The following is a 24,363-nucleotide window of genomic DNA, read 5'->3' as shown; positions in this document are numbered from 1 at the left end:
AGAATAAAAAATAAAATTTAAAGGGAATTAATATGAACAAAGAAAACGTTTTAATCCTTGGAATTGGGTTTATTGCTGGTGTGGGTTTAACTTGGGGATATTTTAGTTTGGCTTCAAGTGACTCAACTCCCGCAAAGGTACAGCATGCTGATACAAAGCAGCAGACCCCTCTTGTTCAGCCAGCTAAAATAAGTGAAGCAACAGCAAAGCGTGTTGTACCAGCTGCGCCTGAGCAAAGTGCTCGCTTAGAGCAAAAAGATATTTCCCCTAAACCAGATCCACAACCCCTTGATGAGCTTCCCCTAGAAGAGCAAGTTACACAGCTTAAGCTGCAATTAGCTCAGCAAAAGTCGGTAATGGAAAGTGTGGTCAAGCAGTTGCGAGCTCCAAATGATGTGCAAGCCGCTTTACAGGCACAGTTTGATGAACAACAACGTGATGAAGAGTGGGCTTATCAAACTGAAACCGCATTACAGGATTTTTTACTTACCGCAGATTTAGCATCGATACCTGATATTGTCAGCGCAGAATGTAAAACATCGGTTTGTAAATTTAAACTTGCAGCGCCAACGGATAACGATTCATTCGATCATACCCAATGGCGAGAGCTAAACGATAAGTTAATGAAGCAAAAGCTTTGGTTGCAATTTAAAAGAACAACCTCGACTTCAAGCGACACCGAACTAACGTTACTAATGGCAACAGAGCTTTAAAGCGCTGTTGACTTTACAGAGCCATCGACCAGCTCTGTAACTAAAACATCACCGGCTTTAATTTGACCCACAGATTTAACCACCTTCCCTTGTTGTGTTTTAGTGATGCTATAACCGCGTGCTAAAACATTAAGCGGGCTTACCGAATCTAGCTTACTTGCTTGTAATGCCAGGCTATTATTGGCTTGTTGTAATTGTTGTTGTATAGCTTGGTTTAATCTTGCTTGTAACTGCGACAGCTGATGAGAAGCTTGCGCTAGCTTTTTGTCGGGAGATTGACGCATTAAACGTGGCGTTAAATTATTAAGCGTGCGCTCTTGTTGGTACAACCGGCTTTGCATAGCTTGTTGTAAGGCAATACTTAACTCATCTAATCGCTGCGCTTTTTGATTTAGCTGATTGCGCGGGTGGCATAGATTTAAACGATGTTGCAATTGGGTTGCGAGTGCACGCTTATCTGCAATGCTATGTTTAAATGCATTATTTAAGCGGTTAATAAGCTGGGTTACTTTGCTATGCAACTCTTGCGTGTTAGGACTGACAAGCTCAGCCGCCGCAGAGGGGGTAGGGGCTCGCATATCGGCAACATAATCACTGATTGTGGTGTCTATTTCATGGCCTACGGCACTTATAATAGGTAAATCACTGTTATGAATAGCGCGGGCGAGTTGTTCGTGGTTAAAACACCACAGATCTTCAAGTGAACCACCGCCGCGCCCTAAAATAAGTATGTCTACTTCGTTGCGTGTATTGGCTAACTCTATTTGGTTAATTAAATGTATGTGGGCTTCTTTACCTTGCACCATGGCTGGGTAAATAATGACTTCTAATTGCGGTGCGCGGCGTTTAAGTACGGTTAATATATCTTTTATAGCTGCGCCCGTTGCAGAGGTTATCACACCAATACGGTTTATATTTTGCGGCAGTGGTTTTTTGTATGCAGAGCTAAACAGCCCTTCAGCAGCAAGACGCATTTTTAGCGCATCAAACTCTTGCTTGAGTTGGCCTTCGCCTGCCGGCTCCATATGTTCAACAATAAGCTGGTAATCGCCGCGAGGCTCATAAAGTGATACGCGTGCTTTTACTGTTACTTGTGCGCCGTTTTCTGGGCGGTAACTTTGGCTTCGGTTATTACCTCGCCACATAGCCGCTTTAATTTGTGCTTTGTCATCTTTTAACGAAAAATACCAATGCCCAGAAGCTGGCGCAATAAAATTAGAAATTTCACCGGTAAGCACTAATGAAGCAAAGCCTTGCTCAAGTACTGTTCTGATCTCTCTATTAAGACGCGAGACGGTATAAACCGTTTGCGAAGGCTTTGAAAACATAAAAAACAACCTAAAACTATTTATGAGGCAAGTTATAAGGGAAGTTTATCATAAATATTTGCGAAATATTATTTACGAATGCCTATAACGCTGTTAAAATTTGGCCGCAATTCCTTATCTTAGATCCACATGTGAGAAGTTGCCAAAATGCTTAGAATTGCTAAAGAAGCTCTTACCTTTGATGACGTACTTTTAGTACCAGGTCATTCTACTGTTTTGCCACACACGGCAAATATTTCAACTCGCTTAACGCGTGGTATCAAACTTAACTTGCCGCTTATTTCAGCATCTATGGATACTGTTACAGAAGCTCGTTTAGCTATTGCCCTTGCGCAAGAAGGTGGTCTTGGTTTTATTCATAAAAACATGACTATTGAAGAACAAGCGAAAAACGTACGAAAAGTTAAAACCTACGAAGCGGGTATTGTGTCTTACCCTGTAACAGTGACTGCTGATTTAACAATTGCAGATGCTATGGACCTTGCAGAAGAAAAAGGGTTCTCAGGCTTTCCAGTTACCGACCCAGAAAACACTTTAGTAGGTATTGTTACAAGCCGCGATATGCGTTTTGAGACAAAACTTGAACAGCCAATTTCGACTGTTATGACTAAAAAAGAAAAGCTAGTTACCGTTAAGGAAGGCGCAGCTCGCGAAGAAATTTTAGGTTTAATGCACGAACACCGCATTGAGAAGATTTTAGTTGTTGATGATGCGTTTAAACTTAAAGGCATGATCACCGTAAAAGATTACCAAAAAGCGCAAGATAAACCACATGCATGTAAAGACGAGTTAGGTCGTTTACGTGTAGGTGCTGCGGTAGGTGTTGGTGCGGGTACTGATGAGCGTATTGCTGCACTAGTTGAAGCGGGTGTTGATGTTCTACTTATCGATACTTCTCATGGTCACTCTCAAGGTGTAATTGACCGTGTATCTGCAACTCGTCAGGCTTATCCAGATCTTCAAATTGTAGCGGGTAACGTTGCAACTGCTGAGGGAGCAATAGCGCTAGCTGATGCCGGTGTTGATGCAGTAAAAGTAGGGATCGGCCCTGGTTCTATTTGTACAACCCGTATTGTTACCGGTTGTGGTGTTCCACAAATCACGGCTATTTCAGATGCAGTTGATGGTTTAAAAGGTCGCGATATTCCAGTGATTGCCGATGGTGGTATTCGTTTTTCAGGCGACATTGTGAAAGCGCTTGTTGCGGGTGCATCGTGTGTAATGGTGGGCTCAATGCTCGCAGGTACCGAAGAAGCGCCAGGCGAAGTAGAACTATACCAAGGGCGTTACTACAAATCATACCGTGGTATGGGCAGCTTAGGCGCGATGGATCAAAAAGAAGGTTCATCAGATCGCTACTTCCAAAAATCAAACGAAGCTGACAAGTTAGTCCCTGAAGGTATTGAAGGTCGCGTAGCGTATAAAGGGCCAATAGCGACTATTATTCACCAGCAGGTAGGTGGCCTTCGCAGCGCAATGGGCTTAACGGGTTGTGCAACAATTGAAGAGCTAAACACTAAGCCTCAGTTTGTGCGTGTTACATCTGCAGGTATGGGTGAGTCGCATGTTCATGATGTGCAAATTACCAAAGAAGCACCAAATTACCGCTTAGGTTAAACAACGACTTGAAATTACGGGGCTGGCTTTACCAGCCCTCTTTAATAGCCACTAAGCAAATTAGTGGAATTTAGCATCTACTTTACGAGATACTCCATGAGCAAAGATATTCACGATTCACGAATTCTCATTTTAGACTTTGGTTCACAATACACTCAGCTAATCGCTCGCCGTATACGCGAAATTGGTGTTTACTGTGAGCTGTGGGCATGGGATGTGACTGAAGAGCAAATTCGCGAGTTTAACCCACAAGGTATTATTCTTTCTGGTGGCCCAGAGTCAACCACACTTGAAAACAGCCCGCGCGCTCCTGAGTATGTGTTTAATGCAGGCGTTCCTGTATTAGGCATTTGTTATGGCATGCAAACAATGGCTACTCAGCTTGGTGGTAGTGTTCACAGCTCTGATAAAAAAGAGTTTGGTTATGCGCAAGTTGAAAAGGTAGGCAACTGTGCATTGTTTGATGCAATTGAAGATCATATTACCGATGGCGGCAATGGCGTTTTAGACGTATGGATGAGCCACGGCGATAAAGTAATGGAAGTACCAGCAAGCTTTAGCACTACAGCTAAAACACCAACGTGTCCGCATGCTGCTATGTCTAACGAAGAAAAACGTTTTTACGGCGTACAGTTTCACCCAGAAGTAACGCACACTCATCAAGGGCAACGTTTATTAGAGCGCTTTGCTATTGATATTTGTGGTTGTGAAAAACTGTGGACTCCAGCAAAAATTATTGATGATGCCATTGAGCGCATTAAAGAAACCGTTGGCGACGACGAAGTTATCTTAGGCTTATCAGGCGGTGTTGATTCATCGGTTGTAGCTATGCTTATTCATCGTGCCATTGGTGATAGATTAACATGTGTATTTGTTGATAACGGTTTACTTCGTTTAAACGAAGGTCAGCAAGTAATGGACATGTTTGGCAACAAGTTTGGTTTAAACATTGTTAAGGTTGATGCTGAAGATCAATTTTTAGCTGACCTTGCCGGTAAGTCAGATCCAGAAGATAAGCGTAAAGCTATTGGCCATACTTTCATTAATGTATTTGATGAGCAAGCTAAAAAACTTAAGAATGCTAAATGGTTAGGTCAAGGTACCATTTACCCAGACGTTATTGAGTCAGCAGCATCTGCTACAGGTAAAGCACACGTTATCAAATCTCACCACAATGTGGGCGGATTACCAGATGACATGAAAATGGGTCTAGTTGAGCCACTTCGTGAGTTATTTAAAGATGAAGTACGTAAAATTGGTTTAGAGCTAGGTTTACCGTACGACATGCTTTACCGCCACCCATTCCCTGGTCCTGGTTTAGGTGTACGTGTACTTGGTGAAATTAAAAAAGAGTACTGTGATTTACTTCGCCGTGCAGATGCTATTTTCATTGAAGAGCTACACAAAGCCGAGCTTTATCATAAAGTAAGCCAAGCGTTTACTGTGTTCTTACCGGTTAAATCGGTAGGAGTTATGGGTGATGCACGTAAATACGATTGGGTTGTGTCACTGCGCTGTGTTGAAACTATCGACTTTATGACTGCGCGTTGGTCACATTTACCGTATGAGTTTTTGGGTGTGGTTTCTAACCGTATCATTAACGAAATTGATGGTATTTCACGCGTTGTTTACGATATTTCTGGTAAGCCACCGGCAACTATTGAGTGGGAATAATTTACCCTGCATTTAGTTATGTAAATTAAAGTGATAAAAAACGGCGAATTAGCATGCTAATTCGCCGTTTTGTTTATTTAAAAAGCAGTTAAACTAAATGTGTGATTTTTCTCTTTACCTTTAGCGAAACTTCTCTATAATTCGTCGTCATTGCAGGGGCGTAGTTCCAATTGGTAGAACAGCGGTCTCCAAAACCGACGGTTGGGAGTTCGAATCTCTCCGCCCCTGCCATTTCTTCTTTACATCGTATTTATTAATTCTTATATTATCTTACTTCCTCATTTCATCGAGTCGTTATGCATTCACGGTACGCAGCTGTTTTTGATATTGAAAATCTCGAATTAAATACTCACTTTCGACCAGTAAATACTGAACCCCTTAGAAATAATGTTGAAAAAGAATTAACGCCTGCTTCATTTGAATCCCTTGAGCTTTCTAGCCAATTACTTGCAGATATTAATCGTGCAGCAGTGCCTGTAGCTATAAATAGCGTGGTGAAAAGCAAGCACATGCAATTAACGGGTGATCAGCTTGAATTGCCATCCCCACAACTAAATGCAACCGATAAACGTGCTTTGTGGGCTTTAATAAGTGAACACCTTGATAAACTTTAAACCTGTAAATAATGATGCCGTAGAAGCGCTTATAGCTATTGAAAACGCGTGTCATAGTCATCCTTGGACTTTAAAAACGATGAGTTCATGTATTGGTGGGCGTTATTTTAATTTAGCGGCTTTTGATAGTGGCATACTCGTTGGTTTTTACATTGGTGAAAAAGCAGGGCCCGATTTTACGCTTATGGATATATGCGTGAAGCCTGAGCACCAAGGTAAGGGGATTGCTAAGCAGCTATTGAGTAAATTTATAGAGCACGGTGAACAGCAAAATGCCGAAAATTTATTTTTAGAAGTTCGAGAGTCAAATACGCGTGCAATTAAACTTTATGAGCAAGCTGGGTTTATAGAGATGTCGGTACGAAAGAATTATTACCCAAGTGATGATGCAACTAAAAACGGTTTTGAAGATGCTATTTTAATGGGTATGGCATTAAGCTTAGGGTTTATGTAATTCTTTTTAGTTGCAGGCAGCCAACTGTTTTATTTTGAGTTAATAGCCTGCTGTATTGCCACTATTACTGAGTTTATAATTTCATCTCTTTGTGATTTATCGTTACTTTTTAGGTTTTCTTCAAGGTTGCCAGCGCTTTTGTAAATGGCATCAAAGTTAAAACATCCTGCGCTGCCTTTAACACTATGCGCAACTGCTTTTAGGCTTTCCCAATCTTGTGCATGGTGAAATGTTTTTATTTGTTCCAAATAACTGGGTAAGTTTGCTAAGTAATTATCAGATATCTGTTGAAACTTTTCACTTTTTAACAAGTCATCCCACTTATTTTGATTATCCTTTTCAAGGTGCAAGTAGCTAACAAGTACGTTTTCGAGGGCATCTTTATCTATTGGTTTTCCAAGCGCTTTGTCGCAGCCAGCTTCTATATAGGTACCAATATCGTGATTCATTACGTTTGCGGTAAGTGCAATAATGGGACCGTCGTAAGCAGCATGTCGTAGCATTTTGGTGGCTTCAAGCCCACCCATGACGGGCATTTGCATATCCATAATAATGAGTTGATAGTCGTTTACTAGCGCCATTTCTACGGCTTGTGCACCATTATTAGCTATGTCAGGCTCAAGCCCCCAAGTTTGCAACAGCAACTTAATTAGTAGCTGATTATCTGGGTTATCTTCAGCAACCAAAATATTTGCGTCAAAGCTGTTAGTCGCAAATGATAATAGAGGGTCTTTTTCAGGGGTTAATTGTGCATGATCGACAAGCAGCTCAAGCTCGGGTGTTTTGCCTTTTAAGTGGCAAGCAGCACTAATTGAAAATTCACTTCCTTCGCCCACTTCGCTTTCTAGTTTTATGTCGCCACCCAATAAATTTGCCAGATTTTTGGATATACATAATCCTAACCCAGTACCACCAAAGCGACGTGTAGTTGTCGCATCTGCTTGTTCAAACGGTTTAAATACACGAGAAATTTGATGCTCAGACATACCAATACCGGTGTCGGTTATTACAAACTCAATGAGGTTGCTTTTAGCATGATAATGCACACAAATAGAGACATGCCCTTGCTCTGTAAATTTAACGGCGTTGTTGGCCACATTAATTAAAATTTGTTTTAAGCGTGTTACATCAGTGTATATAGTTTGCGGTATTGGTAAGTCAAAAATAATATTAAGTTCTAAACGCTTTTCTTGCGCCAGTGGCGTTATGATTGACTCAATATCATGGATTAACTGCACAACGTTCACAGAGGCTTGCTCTACAGCTAATTTTTCAGCTTCAATTTTAGATAAATCCAAAATATTGTTAATGAGTTCAAGTAAGTGCTTTGAGTTTCGTAAAATAGTACTTAAATGTTGTTTGTCGTTTACTATTTTATCGTTATGTAGCAACTGCTCTGTAAAGCCCATAATAGCGGTGAGAGGGGTTCGTATTTCATGACTCATGTTTGCTAAAAAACGACTTTTAAGTTGGTTAGCTTGCTCTGCTTGAGTAATAGCGAGTTCAAGTTGGCTATTCATAGACTCAAGCGCTTGAGTTCGGCTTTCCACCTTGTCTTCTAGGTGATGTTTGTATTCTTCGAGTTGTTGTTGATAGTGCCTAATTTGATTAACCATGTGGTTAAAGTCGTTAAACAGTATGCCTACTTCGTCATCGGTATGAGCGGGTAAGCTTACTGCTAAGTCACCGTCACCTACTCGGTGACTGGCTGCACCTAATAGCTCTATTGGATTTAACAATAGGTTACGTACAACAACAAATATCAAGATAGGTAACGAGATCACTGAAATAATAACAATCAGACCCGTAATTAAGCTAATGGCTTTGCCCGACTGATGAAGTACCGCTTTGGGAATTGTTGATACGTAATAATAGCCGCCGCTCATTTGTACGGCAAAAATCATACGTTCGATTTTATCAATGCTCGATAACTCAATAGTAGAAAGTGAGCCTATGTCGGCCAAATCGTGAACCTTATTAAGTTCATATTCGCTAATGTATTGGCCTCGTAAATTATAATTAGAGCTAAATAGTATTTTACCGTCTTTGGTCAACAATAAATTGAGCGTATTGTTATAAGGCGCTTCTAAAATACTAGTATTTAAAATTGAAGGCTCAACATTTACAACAATAAACCCCAGTTGTTGTGGACGTTTTAGGTAATAACCCACGCTGTCTATTCGTTGCACAAAATACAGGCTGGTTGTGCCGTCGGGTTTTTGAACCATAAACTGTTGTTGGCTCAAATTGCTTTGTATAACCTGATTAAAAAAGGGGTAGTTTTTTGGCGCTATGGTTAAATTATTTGAATGATAGGCGTCACTTTTACCACTAGCCGACACTAGATTTATACTAATAATGTCAGGGTAGGCTTCGCTGTAACTGGCAAATACATCCATTAGAGCGCCAAGCCTGCGTGTATAATTTCCGTCTAAAAGGGCGTCATTGGCCAAAAAGTCGTTAAGTACCGGAGAGCGAGAAAGTAGCTTAGTGGTAGAGTGGAATGAGTCTATATAGTTAAACGCTTTTTGTTGTTGCTGCTCAACAAAGCGGCTCATGATTAGATCGGCTTGTTTTTGCGTAGAGTTAGTTACATTAGTTAACGTAAACCCACCTAAAAATAGCAGGGGCAATATAACAAGCGGAGTTATATACCATAATAATCTAATGCTTAACTTACTGGTTTTCATTAACTAACTAATATCCTTGACGCAATCTTTTTATAGTATGCGTTACAAGTTTATTAAACAAGCCTGCGTTTTACTCATCGCTAAAATATAAACTTTAGTTAGAGATAACTTCTCCTTTATGCATAGGTTTTAATTACCTAATTAGTTAAAAATTTTTATTTAGCTTGAGTCAAATTACAAACTAAACGGCCTGAGCTTAAATATTAATAAAAAAGATCAGTTAATAACTAACCATTGATTGTTTAAAGGGTCAAGATCAGCGAAAATAGTCTTTAATTACGATTAACATAACGGATCGCAAACTAGGAGCTAATTTACTCTTGGTTTTGGTGTGTTGAGGTTTCGGGGTTTAGCAGTTTTAGCCTTTAAACGTCTGCACACTTTATGGTGATATTATCCGTATTCAAACTATAAGAACTTTTTAATGGCAGACCAAAATCTCCTTAGCGAAATAAATAAACGACGTACTTTTGCAATTATATCTCACCCGGATGCAGGTAAAACCACCATCACCGAAAAAGTACTTTTGTTCGGACAAGCGATTCAAAAAGCCGGAACGGTAAAAGGCCGTGGCTCTAATCAGCATGCAAAGTCTGACTGGATGGAAATGGAAAAAGAGCGTGGTATATCGGTTACTACCTCTGTAATGCAATTTCCGTATAACAATGCGCTGGTGAATTTACTTGATACCCCTGGACACGAAGACTTCTCAGAAGATACGTACCGTACATTGACCGCGGTAGATTCGTGTTTAATGGTTATTGATGCCGCAAAAGGTGTAGAAGAACGTACCCGTAAGCTAATGGAAGTTACGCGCCTACGTACCACGCCAATTGTGACCTTTATGAATAAGTGTGACCGTGATATTCGTGACCCAATGGAACTACTTGATGAAGTAGAAACAGAGCTCAGTATTGCCTGTGCACCTATTACCTGGCCAATTGGTTGTGGTAAAGAGTTTAAAGGTGTTTACCACATTCATAACGACGAAGCGGTTTTATACAAAACAGGCCAAGGTCATACAATTCAAGAAGTTCGCACTGTTAAAGGCCTTGATAACCCAGAGCTAGATATCGCCATTGGTGAAGAACTCGCTGAACAACTACGTGAAGAACTAGAGCTTGTTATAGGGGCTTCAAACGAGTTTGACCTTGAACTATTTTTAGCGGGTGAGCTTTCGCCAGTATACTTTGGTACCGCCCTTGGTAACTTTGGTGTAGACCATGTACTTGATGGTTTAACACAGTGGGCGCCAACGCCACTACCGCGTGAAACAGAAGACCGCCAAGTAATCGCAACGGAAGAGAACTTTACTGGTTTTGTATTTAAAATACAGGCTAACATGGATCCAAAACACCGTGACCGTATTGCCTTTATGCGTATTGTGTCGGGTAAATACAGTCAAGGCATGAAGATGAATCATGTACGCCTTGGTAAACAGGTGAGTATTTCAGATGCAGTAACCTTTATGGCAGGCGATCGTGAGCGTGCAGCAGATGCATTCGCAGGCGATATTATAGGCCTACATAACCACGGTACTATTCAAATTGGTGATACCTTTACACAAGGCGAAAAGCTTAAATTTAGCGGTATTCCAAACTTTGCGCCTGAGCTATTTCGTCGTATTCGTTTGCGCGATCCGCTTAAACAAAAGCAGCTATTAAAAGGCTTAGTACAGCTTTCTGAAGAAGGTGCAGTACAAGTATTTAGACCGCTCATTAATAACGACTTAATTGTAGGCGCGGTAGGTGTACTTCAGTTTGACGTAGTTGTAGCGCGCTTAAAAGCTGAGTACAACGTAGATGCAATTTACGAAGGCGTAAACGTAAATACAGCACGTTGGGTAAGCTCAACTGATGTTAAAAAGTTTGAAGAGTTTAAACGTAAGTGCGAAAGCAACTTAGCACTCGATGGTGGCGATAACTTAACTTACATAGCACCGAGCCGTGTAAACCTTAATTTATCGACAGAGCGTTACCCAGAAGTAACCTTTAACCACACGCGCGAAAACTAGAATCGACTGACTAAAGTTAACTGAAAGCCTGCTATGGCGGGCTTACAAAGGTAAATAATATAATGAACATTCGTACTATTTTAGTAGAAAAAGCCATTGCCGCCATGACCGCAGCAGGCCTACCAGAAGACACAAACCCAGCTGTTACACAAAGCACACGCCCACAATTTGGTGACTACCAAATTAATGGTGCAATGGGCGCCGCTAAAAAAATGAAAAGCAACCCACGTGAGCTTGCGCAAAAAATTATTGATAACCTAGATGTAACCGACATCGCTGAAAAAACAGAAATTGCCGGCCCAGGTTTTATTAATATTCATTTAAAGCCTGAGTTTTTAGCCAACAGTGTAAAAGCAGCAAACAGCGATGCAAAACTGGCTGTAAACGAGCACGCAAATCCGCAAACTGTCGTGGTAGATTACTCATCACCTAACCTTGCAAAAGAAATGCACGTAGGCCATTTACGTTCAACCATTATTGGTGATGCCATTGTACGCGCCCTTGAATTTAGAGGCGACAAAGTAATTCGTCAAAACCACATGGGCGATTGGGGCACACAATTTGGTATGCTAATTGCCCATTTAGAAGATCAAATTAGCCAAGGCGTAGACTTAGAGTCGGTAGCGCTTGCTGATTTAGAAACGTTTTACCGCGATGCTAAAAAACGTTTTGACGATGAAGAGGGCTTTGCCGATAAAGCCCGTGACTATGTAGTTAAACTACAAGGTGGCGACGCGCACTGTGAAAAGCTATGGAAGCTATTTATAGCGACCTCTGTTAAGCACTCTGAAGAAGTTTACAAACGTCTAAATGTAACGCTTACTCAAGCTGACATTATGGCTGAAAGTGCTTATAACAGTGAGCTTAACGACATTATTAGCTTATTAAAAGATAAAAACATAGCGGTAGAGTCGCAAGGCGCACAGGTTGTGTTTTTAGATGAACTTGCAAATAAAGATGGCGAGCCTTCGGCGTTTATCGTGCAAAAATCTGGCGGCGGCTTTTTGTATGCAACCACCGATTTAGCCGCGTGTGATTACCGCTCAAATAAATTGGGTGCTGAGCGTATTTTAATATTTGTTGATGCGCGCCAAAGTCTTCACTTCAATCAAGTGGAGCTTACTGCACGAAAAGCTGGCCTTTTACGCGATGAAACAAGCTACGAGTTTTGCCCGTTTGGCACCATGATGGGCGCCGATGGTAAACCATTTAAAACCCGTACTGGTGGTACTGTTAAGCTTGCCGACTTACTTGAAGAGTCGATTAGTCGTGCAGCAACAAAACTTGCTGAGCGTGAATCTGATTTATCGGATCATGATCGCAGCGAAATTGCCCGTAAAGTAGGTATTGGCGCCGTTAAATATGCTGATCTTTCTAAACATCGTACCAGCGATTACATATTCAACTGGGACAGCATGTTAAGCTTTGAAGGCGCGACAGCACCTTACTTACAATATGCTTATACCCGTGTACGCAGCATTTTCCGTAAATCAGGTGTCGATGCCGCTTCGCTAAATGCTGATGTAGCCATAGCCGAGCCGCAAGAAAAAGCACTCGCGCTTAAACTACTTCAGCTTGAAGAAGTGCTTGATTTAATGATCTCAGAGGCCACTCCGCACGTATTATGTGGTTACTTATACGAGTTAGCTAGCTTATACATGACATTCTACGAAGCCTGCCCAGTACTTAAAGAAGGCGTAGAGCCAAACGTACGTGACAGCCGTTTAGTGTTGTGTAATTTAGTGGCAGATACGCTAAAAATAGGATTGGATTTGTTAGGCATTGAAGTCATGGAGCAAATGTAATCACCGTCGTATTTTAACCTAATACTGCGTTATCCACCCCGACTTACCCTAATCACATACAAACCGTATGCTCATAGGGATAAGTAGGGGTGAATGCCTTGTCTTAGGCTAAACTACTTAGGTGAACCTTCTGTTTCGTGTAGTTCGCTTTGGCTGCGTTGTCGTGCTTTTTTAGCCTAAGTCGCATACTAACTGTATGCTCCTTGGCATAAAAAAGTACTTCGCCTTGTCAGCACTCCTACACTTGCAGATACATAGGTTTGCACCGTAGGTTGGGTTGAGTGAAACGAAACCCAACATTAAACAAAACACTTTTATTTTTGCTCTTGTAACGATTAAATACCTGACCTTACTTACCCACATACGCTTTAATAAACAGAGAAGGATTTGTTTATGAAACTCGAAGACATCCGCCGTGAATACCTGCAAGACGCGCTAAGCGAAGATAACTTGCAAGATGATCCATTCAAACAATTTGAAACGTGGCTTGAGCATGCTGTGGGCAGTAATATCCCAGACCCAACGGCCATGGTGGTCGCTACGGTTGATGAAACCGGGCAACCTTCACAGCGTATTGTATTGTTAAAACATTTAGATGATAACGGGTTTGTATTTTTTACTAATACCGGCTCACGTAAAGCGCAAGAGCTAAAAGGCAATAACAAAATATCGCTGCACTTTCCGTGGCACCATATGGAACGCCAAGTAATTGTATACGGCGAGGCAAAACCATTACCTACATCAGCCGTGGCAAAATACTTTTTATCGCGTCCTAAAGAAAGCCAATTAGCAGCATGGGCGTCGCAACAAAGCAGGCCAGTGTCGTCGCGAAAAGTACTTATGGAAACCTTTGCTAATATGAAAAGCAAGTTTGCTAAAGGTGAAATCCCATTGCCAGATTTTTGGGGGGGGTACTGCGTAGTGCCTACTAAAATTGAGTTTTGGCAAGGCGGCGCTCATCGTCTACACGACCGCTTTATGTACCAACGCCAAGATGATAATAGCTGGCAAATAACACGCTTAAACCCTTAAGCGGTTTACGCTATGAAATTTATAGACTCCCACTGCCACCTTGATTTTAACGAGTTTGACGCAGAGCGTGAATCACTTATAAAAGCGTGTGTGGCAAAGGGCGTTGAGCGCTTTATTGTGCCGGGCATTAGCTTGGCGCAATCTAAACAGTTAATTGAGTTTAAAAGTAAATACACACAAGTGCATATAGCCGCAGGGCTTCATCCTTACTTTTTAGCTGATCATAAAGAGTCTCATCTTGCGCAGCTGTTTGATTTTGCAAAAGCAAATATTAACCAGCTGGGGGCAATAGGTGAGTGTGGGCTTGATAGAAGTATTGAAGACCTTACAAAGCAAACGTGGTTATTTGAGCAGCAAATAACTATTGCTAATGAGTTAAATTTGCCACTTATTATCCACCATAGGCAAAGCCATGATTTAATTGCGCAATCGTTTAAACGTTGTAAGCCAAAATATGGTGGGGTGATACATGCGTTTTCGGGGTCACTACAGCAAGCGCACTATTATATTAAACAGGGCTTTAAACTAGGTGTAGGTGGGGTTATAACTTACGAGCGTGCATTAAAAACCCGTAATGTTATTGCTCAAATTGAGCCACAGCATTTAGTGCTCGAAACCGACTCGCCCTCAATGCCACTGAGCGGGCATCAAGGTGAAATTAATACGCCGCTACATATTCCAAATGTATTTAACGTACTATGTAGTTTAAAACAATGTAGTGACAAAAAGGCGCTTGCTAAAGCGCTTTATAAATCTTGCTCAGAAGTTTTTTGCATATAGCGGTTTACCTGCCAACGTTTTAAACCACGCCCCAATTGCCAAGTAAAAATACACGCAATAACCAGCATTAATAAAACTTGCCTACCTAAATCGTGAAAATGACTGTGGCTGTTCGATATAGCTGCACGCGTTAGATACGTTACAGACACAAAGCCAATAGGACGGTCATCATCACTTATAACAGGCTCTACAAAAGGGGTTTTTAGTTTACTTATTCCTGGAGTCGACTCTGGAAGTTGACCTAAAATGTGGTGCGACTGCCAATTATCGCTACTGGCAACTAAAATGCCCTGATGATCATAAATGGTAGCCGAAAGTACAAATTCGTCTTTAGCTATATCGTTACATATCGCATTTAGTTCGGGTTTGTTTTTTTCTATCAGTGGCGTTTTAACATTTAATGCCATAAATTGGGTTAAACTTTTTGCCGTGTTATCGGCGCTATCGTACAACAATTGATGACTTTGAAAGCTACTATTTACACCAACCCAGCTAAGCAATACAAAACAGCCCGCAGCTAGCAATAACCGTAAAAGTCGTTTTTTTTGTGATGCTGATATTGGATTTTTTAGATGGTTATTTTTCATAGTCACCGTATATGCTGCTGACAGAATTTTGATTTGATGTTACAACTACTACTATAACCTTAAACTGACCCTGATGGCGAATTTAGCACTATTTTCATCAACTTTTTTAAATCAGGTAAATAAAAATAAACACGGAGATCCCATGTCGCAAATCAGCATGGCACAGCTTATTTCACAGCAATCATTATCAATGTTAACGCTTAACCAATGGTTTGCTCATAAAAATGGGGTTTTTAAGCTGTTTGACGGTGTACCAAATACACAATACGGGTTATTTAGCATTGCGTTTGCAGGTGATTTTAATGCAACGAGTATAGATACATTCATTCAGTTTTTAGCTCACCATGGGCAAACGGTTACTGCGCTTTGCCAATACCAACCTGACTTAGGGTTATCACCAGCACTGTGCTTTTATACTCAAAATACAACGCAATCTATCAACCCACTAACGCTTAAAGCGTTTTCAGAAACACTAGAATGTCAACTAGTACAAATTAATACCCCGCCTAACCTATACGAGCCAGGCTTGCTAGTGATGGATATGGATTCAACAGCGATTACTATTGAATGCATCGATGAAATAGCGCGCTTAGCAAATGTTTATGATGATGTAGCATCCGTAACTGCACTTGCCATGGCGGGTAAACTTGATTTTAGTGAAAGCTTAAATCAACGAGTAGCTAAGCTTAAAGGTATTGAAAAAAGCCTTATGGATGAGTTAAAAAGTACCTTACCACTTATGCCAGGCATAAAAGCTTTGTGCCAAGTATTAAAACATCACAATTGGTATTTAGCTATTGCCTCTGGTGGTTTTGTACCATTTGCAGAGCGTGTTCAGCAGCTTATTGATTTAGACGAAGTACATGCAAATGTGCTTGAATTCGAAGACGATAAGCTAACAGGTAAAGTGTTAGGTACTATTGTAGATGCACAGCAAAAGGCAATTATTTTAGAGTCTTTGCAGGCTAAGCTCGGACTTGAAAAAATACAAACAGTGGCGATTGGCGATGGTGCAAATGATCTCGTTATGATGGCAAAGGCTGGACTTGGGGTTGCTGTTCACGGTAAACCAAAAGTAGTTGAGCAAGCGCAAGCGGCTATTTGTAACGGTTCGTTATTACAGTTACTTTATATGCTCGCTATTCCGTTAAACAAAAAATAACGATGGCATATTAGCGTTAAACCGCTTAGCGAGAGCGGTTTAACCAAAGCAGTTTACGACGGCCCATTTGGTCAACCTTTTGTTGATCTAACTCAAAATGACTTAAAGCTTCTTCTGTAATATCAACCACATCACCCACACCTGTTACCGACCATAAAGCTTCTTCCAACTCTTTAGCTTTATGTAACGCGTATTGACTCACATAGCTAAGCTCGTTGGATAGGTAATCTGTATCTGGGCGACCAGTACGTGAAATATATAGTCGCATAACAAATATAATTTGAGACTTAATCCCCTTGCTAATTTGTTCATTAAAGCTGCTGTAATCTTCACCTAATATACACTGGCTTTGAATAGCTTCGGTGACTTTATCTTGTCGGGGATCAAAATTGATTGCCAGTGTAAACGCAAGTGGCGGATCTTGTCTGCTGCGATCTTTTATATTTGGAGTGATCACATTTAAAATTTGCTCGTTAGTTATTATACTCGACACGTCGGTTTTATTGCTAAGTAGACCAAAGTTTTGTAAAAGTACATGCAGCGGGCTTGAATATAAACCATAACCAATTGCACCCACTTTAAAATGTGCCGCTTCTTTGTGTAAATACAGCGGAAATTGGCAAACGCTTTTTGTTACCATGTTTCTAAGTGCTGTAGAGAGCCCTTCAATTTTAGGAGCCTCTTCACTTACCTTTAATTTATCTTTGTTATTTTCAATTAATTGTGTAAAAAAGCTAACGCCTGCATGAGGTAAATCAGCCACTCTATTTGCTTTTAAACTAACGGTGGTCAGTGATTTACTAATGGCCATAACTTCATACTTGAGCTCGCCCAATTTATGTTTTTTAGTTATTTTTTGCAACTCAGGAAATGTTAAAAGGACGATATCGCCTTTTTTAAAGTTAACAGGCTGATCGCACTCTAGTTGTAGCCCCATGACTGAAAAATCGCGCGTATGTCCACTTAATACCGTATCATTTATGTGTAATTTAACGTCGGTTTTGTATAAATAGCGTTTATGCGAGCGTAAATTTACATACTCAAGCGCAACAATGTCTAAATAGGGAGCCGTTTTATGTTTGGCATGCCCAAAAAGTTTAAGCTGATTGACCAAAGCTTTATCGTAAGTTATTTGTTTATAACGCAATTGCTCAACGCTATTACCTACACTAGTTAGTACAACAATATATTTTACGTCTTTTACTAGTCCTTCAACACGTGGGGAGGGCGGCTTATTGAGTTTTTCAATATTACTGCCCGCAGAATTTGGCAGTGAAAGTGGTATGTAAGCATCATCAGGATGACTTGGCATTATTTGAATTTTAAAACACTGCCAGCTTTCTTTTTGGCTACCAAATCCCAAGAATAAATCACGAAGTTTTGGGTTTTTATTAAGTTCGGTTCGTGTTGCAGAGTAAAAATAAACTTTACCAGAGGACACATGTGTAAAGGTATACAGGTAATCTTCTTTAACCGCTGTTGGTTGTGTTAATAACCCACTGACCCGTTTATGGTTAAGCACGTTGTATAAGCAAGGTACACTTCTTTCATCGGTAAAGTAGCGCTGAATAAAAATATTATTTTCGGTTGTTAGGCTTAAACTAGGATAATACTGATCGTCTTTTTTACTTAAAAACACATACAATGAAGTAACACGAGGTATGTAATATTGCTCATAACCTTTTGATACAACCGCATCGAGTGTGTTATCTAAATTAACTTTGTAGCGGCGTTTATTTCCGTGAATAAAGCTTTCTAAAAAGTTATCAAAGGCTTCATTATTTTCAACGTAAGTTCGCTTTAAACGAATATGATTAAATTCACGTGAGATATTCTCAACGGCAACTACTTCATATTGAATGCCATTTTTTAAACCCAGTTCAAAGTCTTGCTCTAGACCCACCAAACGCATTGCTATTAGTTGGCCTTTTCTGATTATGTTTCGCTTTGCCAGCTTTATTTTACAGCCGCTCAAAGAAATATCAGAGGTACTTGCTTTAATATTTTTCTTATCGTTATATTCAATAGTAACTTTTATTGAATAATTCATTCTTTCTTCTGCACGGCTTTCGTAAGATGCAAATTTAATAACATTAGTATTTAGTAAATCTTTTTGCTCTTGTTTATTCCCTTTTTCGGCGGCTTCTTTTTGCATTACGCGGTGGTTATTTTCCGTATTCATAACCGCTTCGTAAACAGCAAGTGTGTATTTACCATGCTGTTTTAATGCGCTTTCAAACACTTCAATGGCCGTTTCATCCATAAAGTGCTGTTTACCATTATGTTCGTAAGGTTTTACTTGTCCTGTAACTAAACCGCGTAGATCAATAAAGCGCTCGACAGGCTGAGAAAGGCGCGACATTTCCATTTTAATTAAAAACTGTTCAGGCTTCGTAAGCTCTGCTGTTTTTGATTTAAAAATTAGGTCAAACTTGGCGTTGCCTAAATATTGTTTTAGCTCATTAACGAGGGACTCGTGTTTGAGCATGATGTCATCAGCCATTTATAAAACCATCACCGTCTCTTTGAAAAAGTAGGTATACTATTAAATCCATTTATTAGAAATTCAATAAACGTAAAGCGTGCTATGTTGTTAATATAGGTACGATTTTTAGAGCAACTACCATTTAGTTTTTGTTATTATGTGTTATGTGCCATTTTATTGGCAAGTTACTTTTATTCAATTTTAAAGCAAAAACTGTGCCCTAAGATATATAAAGGTAAAACAGTTAATTAGGTAATGATTGTGGCTTAAGAAATTTGTACAGGCAAGCTATGTTGCTATGTAAATAGATGAAATGGCAAAATAACAACAAGACAGTACGCATTTTTAAATTCAATGATTAATAAATAAGGTTATTAATGGCTAAAGCGGCAAAAGTAGAGTTTGTTTGTACAGAGTGTGGCATGAACTATCAACGTTGGCAGGGGCAGTGTCGTTGCGGTGCGTGGAACACGTTAGCTGAATTTAAACCTTCAGCAGGACAAAGTAAGAAAGCAACAGCGCGCTCAAGTGTTGGCGGTTATGCCGGAGGTATTGGTGGTGGTTCTAAAAAAATTAATGACATAGCAACCGTTGAAGCTGAAAAGCAACTCACAGAAATAGGCGAGCTTGACCGTGTTTTAAGCGGTGGTGTTACTACGGGTTCTGTAAATATTATTTCGGGCGATCCGGGGGCGGGTAAAACAACGCTTTTATCTGACTTGGTAGCAAGAATGTCAAAGCGTATGCCGTCTCTTTACTGTACCGCTGAGGAGTCTTTGTCGCAGTTTAAAAATCGTGTTAACCGCTTAAAGTTAGACTATAACGCCGATGAGCTTTATTTGCTTTCAGAAACCAGCGTTGAGACTATTATTGAAGAGCTTGATAAAAATAAAATAAAGTTTGCAGTCATCGACTCCATTCAAGCCGTTGTTACAGATACTGCAAATGGCAGTCCAGGCTCTCCTTCGCAAGTTAAAAGTGCCGCTCAAGCATTAACTCAATATTGTAAGCAGAATGATGTGACCATGTTTATTATTGCTCACGTGAATAAAAATAACGAAATTGCAGGCCCGCAAACCTTGGTGCATATTGTTGATGCGCTATTACACATAGACACCAATGATGGACAAATACGTACCCTACGTGCCAATAAAAACCGCTTTGGTGACATTGATACTGTGGGTATTTTTAAAATGTGTGAACGTGGAATGTTAAGCGTAGACAACCCGAGTGAGATATTTTTATCGGGCTCGACGACTGAATCCCCGGGGTCGTCTATTACCTGTATCCGTAAAGGTAATCGGAATCTATTGCTTGAAATACAATGTTTAACAACAGAAACCGAGGCTGAATTTCCACAGCGTGTTTGTGTCGGTTTAAATATGAACCGCATAAAAATGCTCACAGGTATTTTACGTAAACATACAAAAACAAAAATATTTCACGATACCTTTTTTAATATTGTGGGTGGTTTAAAAATTGATGAATCAGAAACCTGTATAGATTTAGCCCTTGTTACTGCGTTACTAAGTAGCTTGAACGAATTTGTTGTGCCTCGAACCACTTGTATTATGGGGGAGTTGAGTTTAAACGGTGATGTGCGACCAATAGACAGCGGCGTACCACGAGTTAAAGAAGCTGCACAGCATGGTTTTACAGAAATATTTATCCCGTTTCGTAACTACCATAAATCAATGGAAGGCCTAGGCGCTAAGATAACTCCAGTAAAAACGGTACATGAGTTATTGAGCCTGATTAATTAACGCTTACAGCGGTTGCTATGCAATGTTACTCTTAAAGAAATACAATTTTTATAAAAAATAAAATAAGGATATAACATGAAAAAATTAATAATAGCAGCAGCGATTATTGCCGCAGGTGTTGGCGGCGTTAGCTATGCTAACTATGCTGCAACCCAAGAGGTTCGTGCTGAAGTAGACAAGCAGCTGGCCATGGTGAGTGAGCAAACGGGTGCAACATTTAAATATGCTGGCTTATCTGCAAGTGTTATTTCAAAAAGTGTTGAAATTACAAGTATGGAAGTAATAAGCCCTGAGGGCGAGAGTGTAGCCAACGTTCAAAGTATTGAAGTTAAAGGCTACGAAACCGATAAAATTTCGCCGCATACATCGCTTGATGTAAAAAATCTGACACTCAGTAAAGACTTTATTGCCACACTGCCTGCTGACACAAATGCTATATTAGCATCAGCAAGTTACAATCTGCATTCATCTTTAGATTATAATGAAGAGTCTGGTGAAAGCGATATGGTTGTAAAGCTCAATGCTAAAGATGTGATCAGTTTTAATATGGACATAGGACTAGCTAATTCTAAACCGCTCATGGATACGTCGCTTGCGATGAGCAAAGAACAAAAGCAAGCGGGTGATACCCCATTAACTTATGAGCAGCAACTACAACAGCAAACACGTATGATGCAAGCAATGAGCAAGCTTGAACCCCGTAACGCAAGCTTTGTTATAAATAATCAAGGTAAACTTAAAGAGTTATTAGAAAGTGAGCTTTCAAAGCAAGGTATGACTATTGAGCAAATGCAAGCAATGTTAGCCCAGCAGTTAGAGCAAGCGCCTGTAACTGAAGAAATAGCGAATGCGTTAACCAGCTTTGCCAGCGGTTTAAATTCGTTAACTGTTTCAGCAAAATTGCCTGAAGGCCAAACTATGATGGAAGTTAACCAGCAATTAATGATGCTAGCTGGTAAGCCAGAGGAACTGGTTAAGTTTATAAATTTAGAAGTTAAAGGCGACTAATCACTATAAGTCGTTAAATCATAATTTAAAAAGCCGCACTTGTTTAATCAAATGCGGCTTTTATTATAGATAATGTTTAGTGAAGAATACGCGCTCTAATTGTTCCTTCAACTGCACTTAGCTCTTTTAGCGCTACTTCAGAGTGGTCGGTATCAACGTCAATAACCACATAACCAATTGCTTCATCAGTTTGTAAGTACTGAGCCGCTATATTGATACCGTGCTGCGCAAACGCTTGGTTAATTTGCGTTAACACACCTGGACGGTTGTGGTGAACATGCAATAAGCGACTACGGTTAGCAAGCTCTGGCAGTGATACCTCAGGGAAGTTAACGGCGGTAATTGTAGAGCCGTTATCTGAATATTTAGCCAATTTACCTGCCACTTCAATACCAATATTTTCTTGAGCTTCTTGAGTTGAGCCACCAATATGCGGCGTTAAAATAACGTTATCGAAGTCGCGTAGTGGCGATACAAACTTTTCATCGTTAGATTTAGGTTCAACAGGGAACACGTCAATTGCTGCACCACTTAGCTTTTTCTCGTTAAGTGATTCTGCAAGGGCATCAATATCAACAACGGTGCCGCGAGAGGCGTTAATTAAAATAGCGCCTTGTTTCATTACCGCAAGCTCAGCCGAACCGATTAAGTTTTTGGTCTGTGGTGTTTCTGGCACATGCAAACTAATTACATCAGAGCGCTGAAGTAGCTGAGTCAAGTTATGAACTTGTTTTGCATTACCCAGTGTTAGCTTATCTTCAATGTCGTAAAACTCGACGTTCATACCTATGTTTTCAGCCATAATACCTAGCTGAGTACCAATGTGGCCATAGCCAATAATACCCAACGTTTTACCACGTGCTTCAAATGAACCCGTTGCTGTTTTTAGCCACTCACCACGGTGAGCTGCAGCATTTCGCTCAGGTATACCGCGAAGTAAAAGCAGTATTTCACCAAGTACTAGCTCTGCAACAGAGCGTGTATTTGAAAATGGCGCATTAAATACAGCAATACCGCGCTGGCGAGCGTTACTTAAGTCAACCTGGTTTGTGCCAATACAAAAACAACCAATGGCAATCAGCTTCTCTGCAGCATCTAAAACAGCTTCGTTAATATGAGTACGAGAACGCAGACCTACAAAGTGAGCGTCTTTAATACGTTCTTTAAGCTCGTCTTCAGGTAGCGATGTTTTAACGTAGTCTATATTGCTGTAACCATTTCGTTTTAGCGTTTCAACTGCGCTTTGGTGCACACCTTCAAGCAAGAGAATTTTAATTTTGTCTTTTGCTAACGATACCTTACTCATAACCTCATCCTATTTAATTTGAGGCCCATTTTTAGTGCCGATAATTACTTTATCAGCACCACGCATCGCAAATAGGCCATTGGTAACTACGCCAACAATTTGATTTATATCTGTCTCAAGTTGCTTAGCATTGGTAATATTTAAATTATATACGTCTAAAATAACGTTGCCGTTATCGGTAACCACACCTTGGCGGTAGACTGGGTCGCCGCCTAACTTTAATAACTCACGTGCTACGTAGCTGCGCGCCATTGGAATAACTTCAACTGGAAGCGGAAATTCCCCCAATGTGTCCACTAGTTTGGTGTCATCAACAATACACACAAACTGCTTAGCAACTGCAGCCACAATTTTTTCACGGGTAAGTGCAGCACCACCGCCTTTAATCATTTCATTTTGAGCGTTAATTTCATCAGCGCCGTCGATGTAAACATCGAGTACATCGATATCGTTTAGCTCAAATACTTCAATACCGAGCTCTTTTAAACGCGCTGTAGAAGCTTCAGAGCTTGATACAGCACCTACTAAAGTGTCTTTAACTGTGCCAAGGGCATCAATAAAGTGATTAACGGTTGAGCCTGTGCCTACACCTACTATCGTGTTTTCTTTTACAAACTCGAGTGCAGCCCATGCTGCTGCTTTTTTTAATTCGTCTTGTGTCATTATTTTGTGCTCATGTATGTCAAACGTGTGCTGTAAGTATGCGAATAATCACATCACCAGCAGTAATTATTGTTCGGTGTTATTATGGTTTTAAGCGGTACATCCCAAGACTCTATTGGCAATACATCAACTTTTTGGCACTCATGTGCAAGGCCTATAAGTCGTGGTTTTTGCCAGTTTTCATCGTGTAAACGAGCCAGTGTTCTATCGTAAAACCCACCTCCCATTCCTAAGCGATTACCTTGATTATCAAATGCAACTAATGGCATAAGTAAGTAGTCCAGCTCGGGTAAAGGGCATATTTGACTGCAATTTAGCTTAGGTTCAAAGATACCATAGCAATTTGCCTTCATGGGTGAGTTTTTCTCATAGCGCTGAAACAGCAAAGTGGCGCCATTAAATGGGTGTATTACTGGTAGGTAAATAACGTGATTTAAGTTCCATAATTCTTTAATTAACAAGGAGGTATCAAGCTCTCCGTCGTTACTTAAATAAATGGCGATATGTTGATTTTTAGCTGTTTTTTTTGTTTTTAAGTATTGAATAAAATTCATACTTAAAGATTGAGATGCTAAATTTTGCTGTTCATTAGACAAATTATTACGTAATTCGCGAATAGATTTTCTTATTTGGGCGCGTGAATCGCTCATTTTTCAAACTTACCAACT

The 24,363-nt window shown here is 40.3% G+C and carries 19 protein-coding genes and 1 tRNA gene; 13 read left to right on the top strand and 7 right to left on the bottom strand.

Annotated features, from left to right (window positions below):
• The first annotated feature begins 32 nt into the window (after positions 1–32).
• Positions 33–713, top strand: a complete 681-nt coding sequence (locus tag PS1M3_RS12540) for a hypothetical protein (RefSeq protein ID WP_203984565.1) — start codon at positions 33–35, stop codon at positions 711–713.
• Here the strand turns inward: PS1M3_RS12540 and xseA are convergent.
• Positions 710–2,041 carry an exodeoxyribonuclease VII large subunit gene (gene xseA, locus PS1M3_RS12535; protein ID WP_203984563.1) on the bottom strand — a complete coding sequence of 444 codons (1,332 nt, stop codon included), beginning with the start codon at positions 2,039–2,041 and terminating at the stop codon, positions 710–712. The genes PS1M3_RS12540 and xseA overlap by 4 nt on opposite strands.
• Positions 2,042–2,188: 147 nt before the next feature.
• Here xseA and guaB point away from each other — a divergent pair, with 147 nt between their 5' ends.
• The 5 genes from guaB (at position 2,189) to rimI (ending at position 6,400) form a co-directional block, all read left to right on the top strand.
• Complete coding sequence (gene guaB / locus PS1M3_RS12530) at positions 2,189–3,658, top strand: IMP dehydrogenase (RefSeq protein WP_008130378.1); 1,470 nt, start codon at positions 2,189–2,191, stop codon at positions 3,656–3,658.
• 96 nt (positions 3,659–3,754) lie between these two features.
• The gene (gene guaA / locus PS1M3_RS12525) at positions 3,755–5,332 is read left to right on the top strand and encodes a glutamine-hydrolyzing GMP synthase (RefSeq protein WP_039036494.1); all 1,578 of its coding nucleotides are present in this window, start codon (positions 3,755–3,757) and stop codon (positions 5,330–5,332) included.
• Between the two features lie 154 nt (positions 5,333–5,486).
• Positions 5,487–5,563: transfer RNA gene (locus tag PS1M3_RS12520), tRNA-Trp, on the top strand.
• A 65-nt stretch (positions 5,564–5,628) separates the two neighbouring features.
• Entirely contained in the window at positions 5,629–5,946 is a 318-nt protein-coding gene (locus PS1M3_RS12515) for a hypothetical protein (protein WP_203984556.1), read from the top strand.
• Positions 5,933–6,400 (top strand): ribosomal protein S18-alanine N-acetyltransferase, encoded by a 468-nt coding sequence (gene rimI, locus PS1M3_RS12510; protein ID WP_203987320.1) that lies wholly within the window; start codon positions 5,933–5,935, stop codon positions 6,398–6,400. Before PS1M3_RS12515 ends, rimI begins: the two co-directional genes overlap by 14 nt.
• A gap of 29 nt (positions 6,401–6,429) precedes the next feature.
• On the opposite strand, the gene PS1M3_RS12505 is transcribed toward rimI, so the two are convergent.
• The gene (locus PS1M3_RS12505) at positions 6,430–9,090 is read right to left on the bottom strand and encodes a hybrid sensor histidine kinase/response regulator (RefSeq protein WP_203984554.1); all 2,661 of its coding nucleotides are present in this window, start codon (positions 9,088–9,090) and stop codon (positions 6,430–6,432) included.
• A gap of 424 nt (positions 9,091–9,514) precedes the next feature.
• On the opposite strand from PS1M3_RS12505, the gene prfC reads away from it, so the two are divergent.
• From prfC to PS1M3_RS12485, 4 genes are all read left to right on the top strand, one after another.
• Entirely contained in the window at positions 9,515–11,104 is a 1,590-nt protein-coding gene (gene prfC / locus PS1M3_RS12500) for a peptide chain release factor 3 (RefSeq protein WP_008130373.1), read from the top strand.
• Between the two features lie 62 nt (positions 11,105–11,166).
• Positions 11,167–12,909 (top strand): arginine--tRNA ligase, encoded by a 1,743-nt coding sequence (gene argS, locus PS1M3_RS12495; protein WP_008130372.1) that lies wholly within the window; start codon positions 11,167–11,169, stop codon positions 12,907–12,909.
• A gap of 393 nt (positions 12,910–13,302) precedes the next feature.
• Entirely contained in the window at positions 13,303–13,941 is a 639-nt protein-coding gene (gene pdxH, locus PS1M3_RS12490; protein ID WP_203984553.1) for a pyridoxamine 5'-phosphate oxidase, read from the top strand.
• Between the two features lie 12 nt (positions 13,942–13,953).
• Positions 13,954–14,721, top strand: a complete 768-nt coding sequence (locus tag PS1M3_RS12485; RefSeq protein WP_203984552.1) for a TatD family hydrolase — start codon at positions 13,954–13,956, stop codon at positions 14,719–14,721.
• Here the strand turns inward: PS1M3_RS12485 and PS1M3_RS12480 are convergent.
• Positions 14,688–15,308 (bottom strand): AhpA/YtjB family protein, encoded by a 621-nt coding sequence (locus PS1M3_RS12480; protein WP_058403049.1) that lies wholly within the window; start codon positions 15,306–15,308, stop codon positions 14,688–14,690. The genes PS1M3_RS12485 and PS1M3_RS12480 overlap by 34 nt on opposite strands.
• A 142-nt stretch (positions 15,309–15,450) precedes the next feature.
• On the opposite strand from PS1M3_RS12480, the gene serB reads away from it, so the two are divergent.
• Entirely contained in the window at positions 15,451–16,470 is a 1,020-nt protein-coding gene (serB, locus tag PS1M3_RS12475; protein WP_203984550.1) for a phosphoserine phosphatase SerB, read from the top strand.
• A gap of 25 nt (positions 16,471–16,495) precedes the next feature.
• On the opposite strand, the gene PS1M3_RS12470 is transcribed toward serB, so the two are convergent.
• Entirely contained in the window at positions 16,496–18,973 is a 2,478-nt protein-coding gene (locus PS1M3_RS12470; RefSeq protein WP_203984548.1) for a PilZ domain-containing protein, read from the bottom strand.
• A gap of 359 nt (positions 18,974–19,332) precedes the next feature.
• Here PS1M3_RS12470 and radA point away from each other — a divergent pair, with 359 nt between their 5' ends.
• Positions 19,333–20,718, top strand: a complete 1,386-nt coding sequence (gene radA, locus PS1M3_RS12465; protein ID WP_008130364.1) for a DNA repair protein RadA — start codon at positions 19,333–19,335, stop codon at positions 20,716–20,718.
• 75 nt (positions 20,719–20,793) lie between these two features.
• On the top strand, positions 20,794–21,726 hold the full coding sequence (locus PS1M3_RS12460) for a hypothetical protein (RefSeq protein ID WP_203984546.1): 933 nt from the start codon (positions 20,794–20,796) through the stop codon (positions 21,724–21,726).
• Positions 21,727–21,802: 76 nt separating this feature from the next.
• Here PS1M3_RS12460 and serA read toward each other — a convergent pair whose 3' ends face one another.
• From serA to PS1M3_RS12445, 3 genes are read right to left on the bottom strand one after another with little or no spacing between them, the layout of a single operon-like run.
• On the bottom strand, positions 21,803–23,032 hold the full coding sequence (gene serA, locus PS1M3_RS12455) for a phosphoglycerate dehydrogenase (protein ID WP_138740242.1): 1,230 nt from the start codon (positions 23,030–23,032) through the stop codon (positions 21,803–21,805).
• Between the two features lie 9 nt (positions 23,033–23,041).
• Positions 23,042–23,695: a ribose-5-phosphate isomerase RpiA gene (rpiA, locus tag PS1M3_RS12450; protein WP_006791940.1), complete on the bottom strand. Its 654-nt coding sequence runs from the start codon at positions 23,693–23,695 to the stop codon at positions 23,042–23,044.
• 53 nt (positions 23,696–23,748) lie between these two features.
• Complete coding sequence (locus PS1M3_RS12445) at positions 23,749–24,345, bottom strand: 5-formyltetrahydrofolate cyclo-ligase (RefSeq protein ID WP_138740243.1); 597 nt, start codon at positions 24,343–24,345, stop codon at positions 23,749–23,751.
• Between the last annotated feature and the right edge of the window lie 18 nt (positions 24,346–24,363).

This window comes from Pseudoalteromonas sp. PS1M3 (genome assembly GCF_016865405.1).
In the GTDB taxonomy this organism is placed as follows: Bacteria; Pseudomonadota; Gammaproteobacteria; order Enterobacterales; family Alteromonadaceae; genus Pseudoalteromonas; species Pseudoalteromonas marina.
Note: the sequence above shows the minus strand (reverse complement) of the source record. Positions and strands in the feature narration are given on the sequence as shown.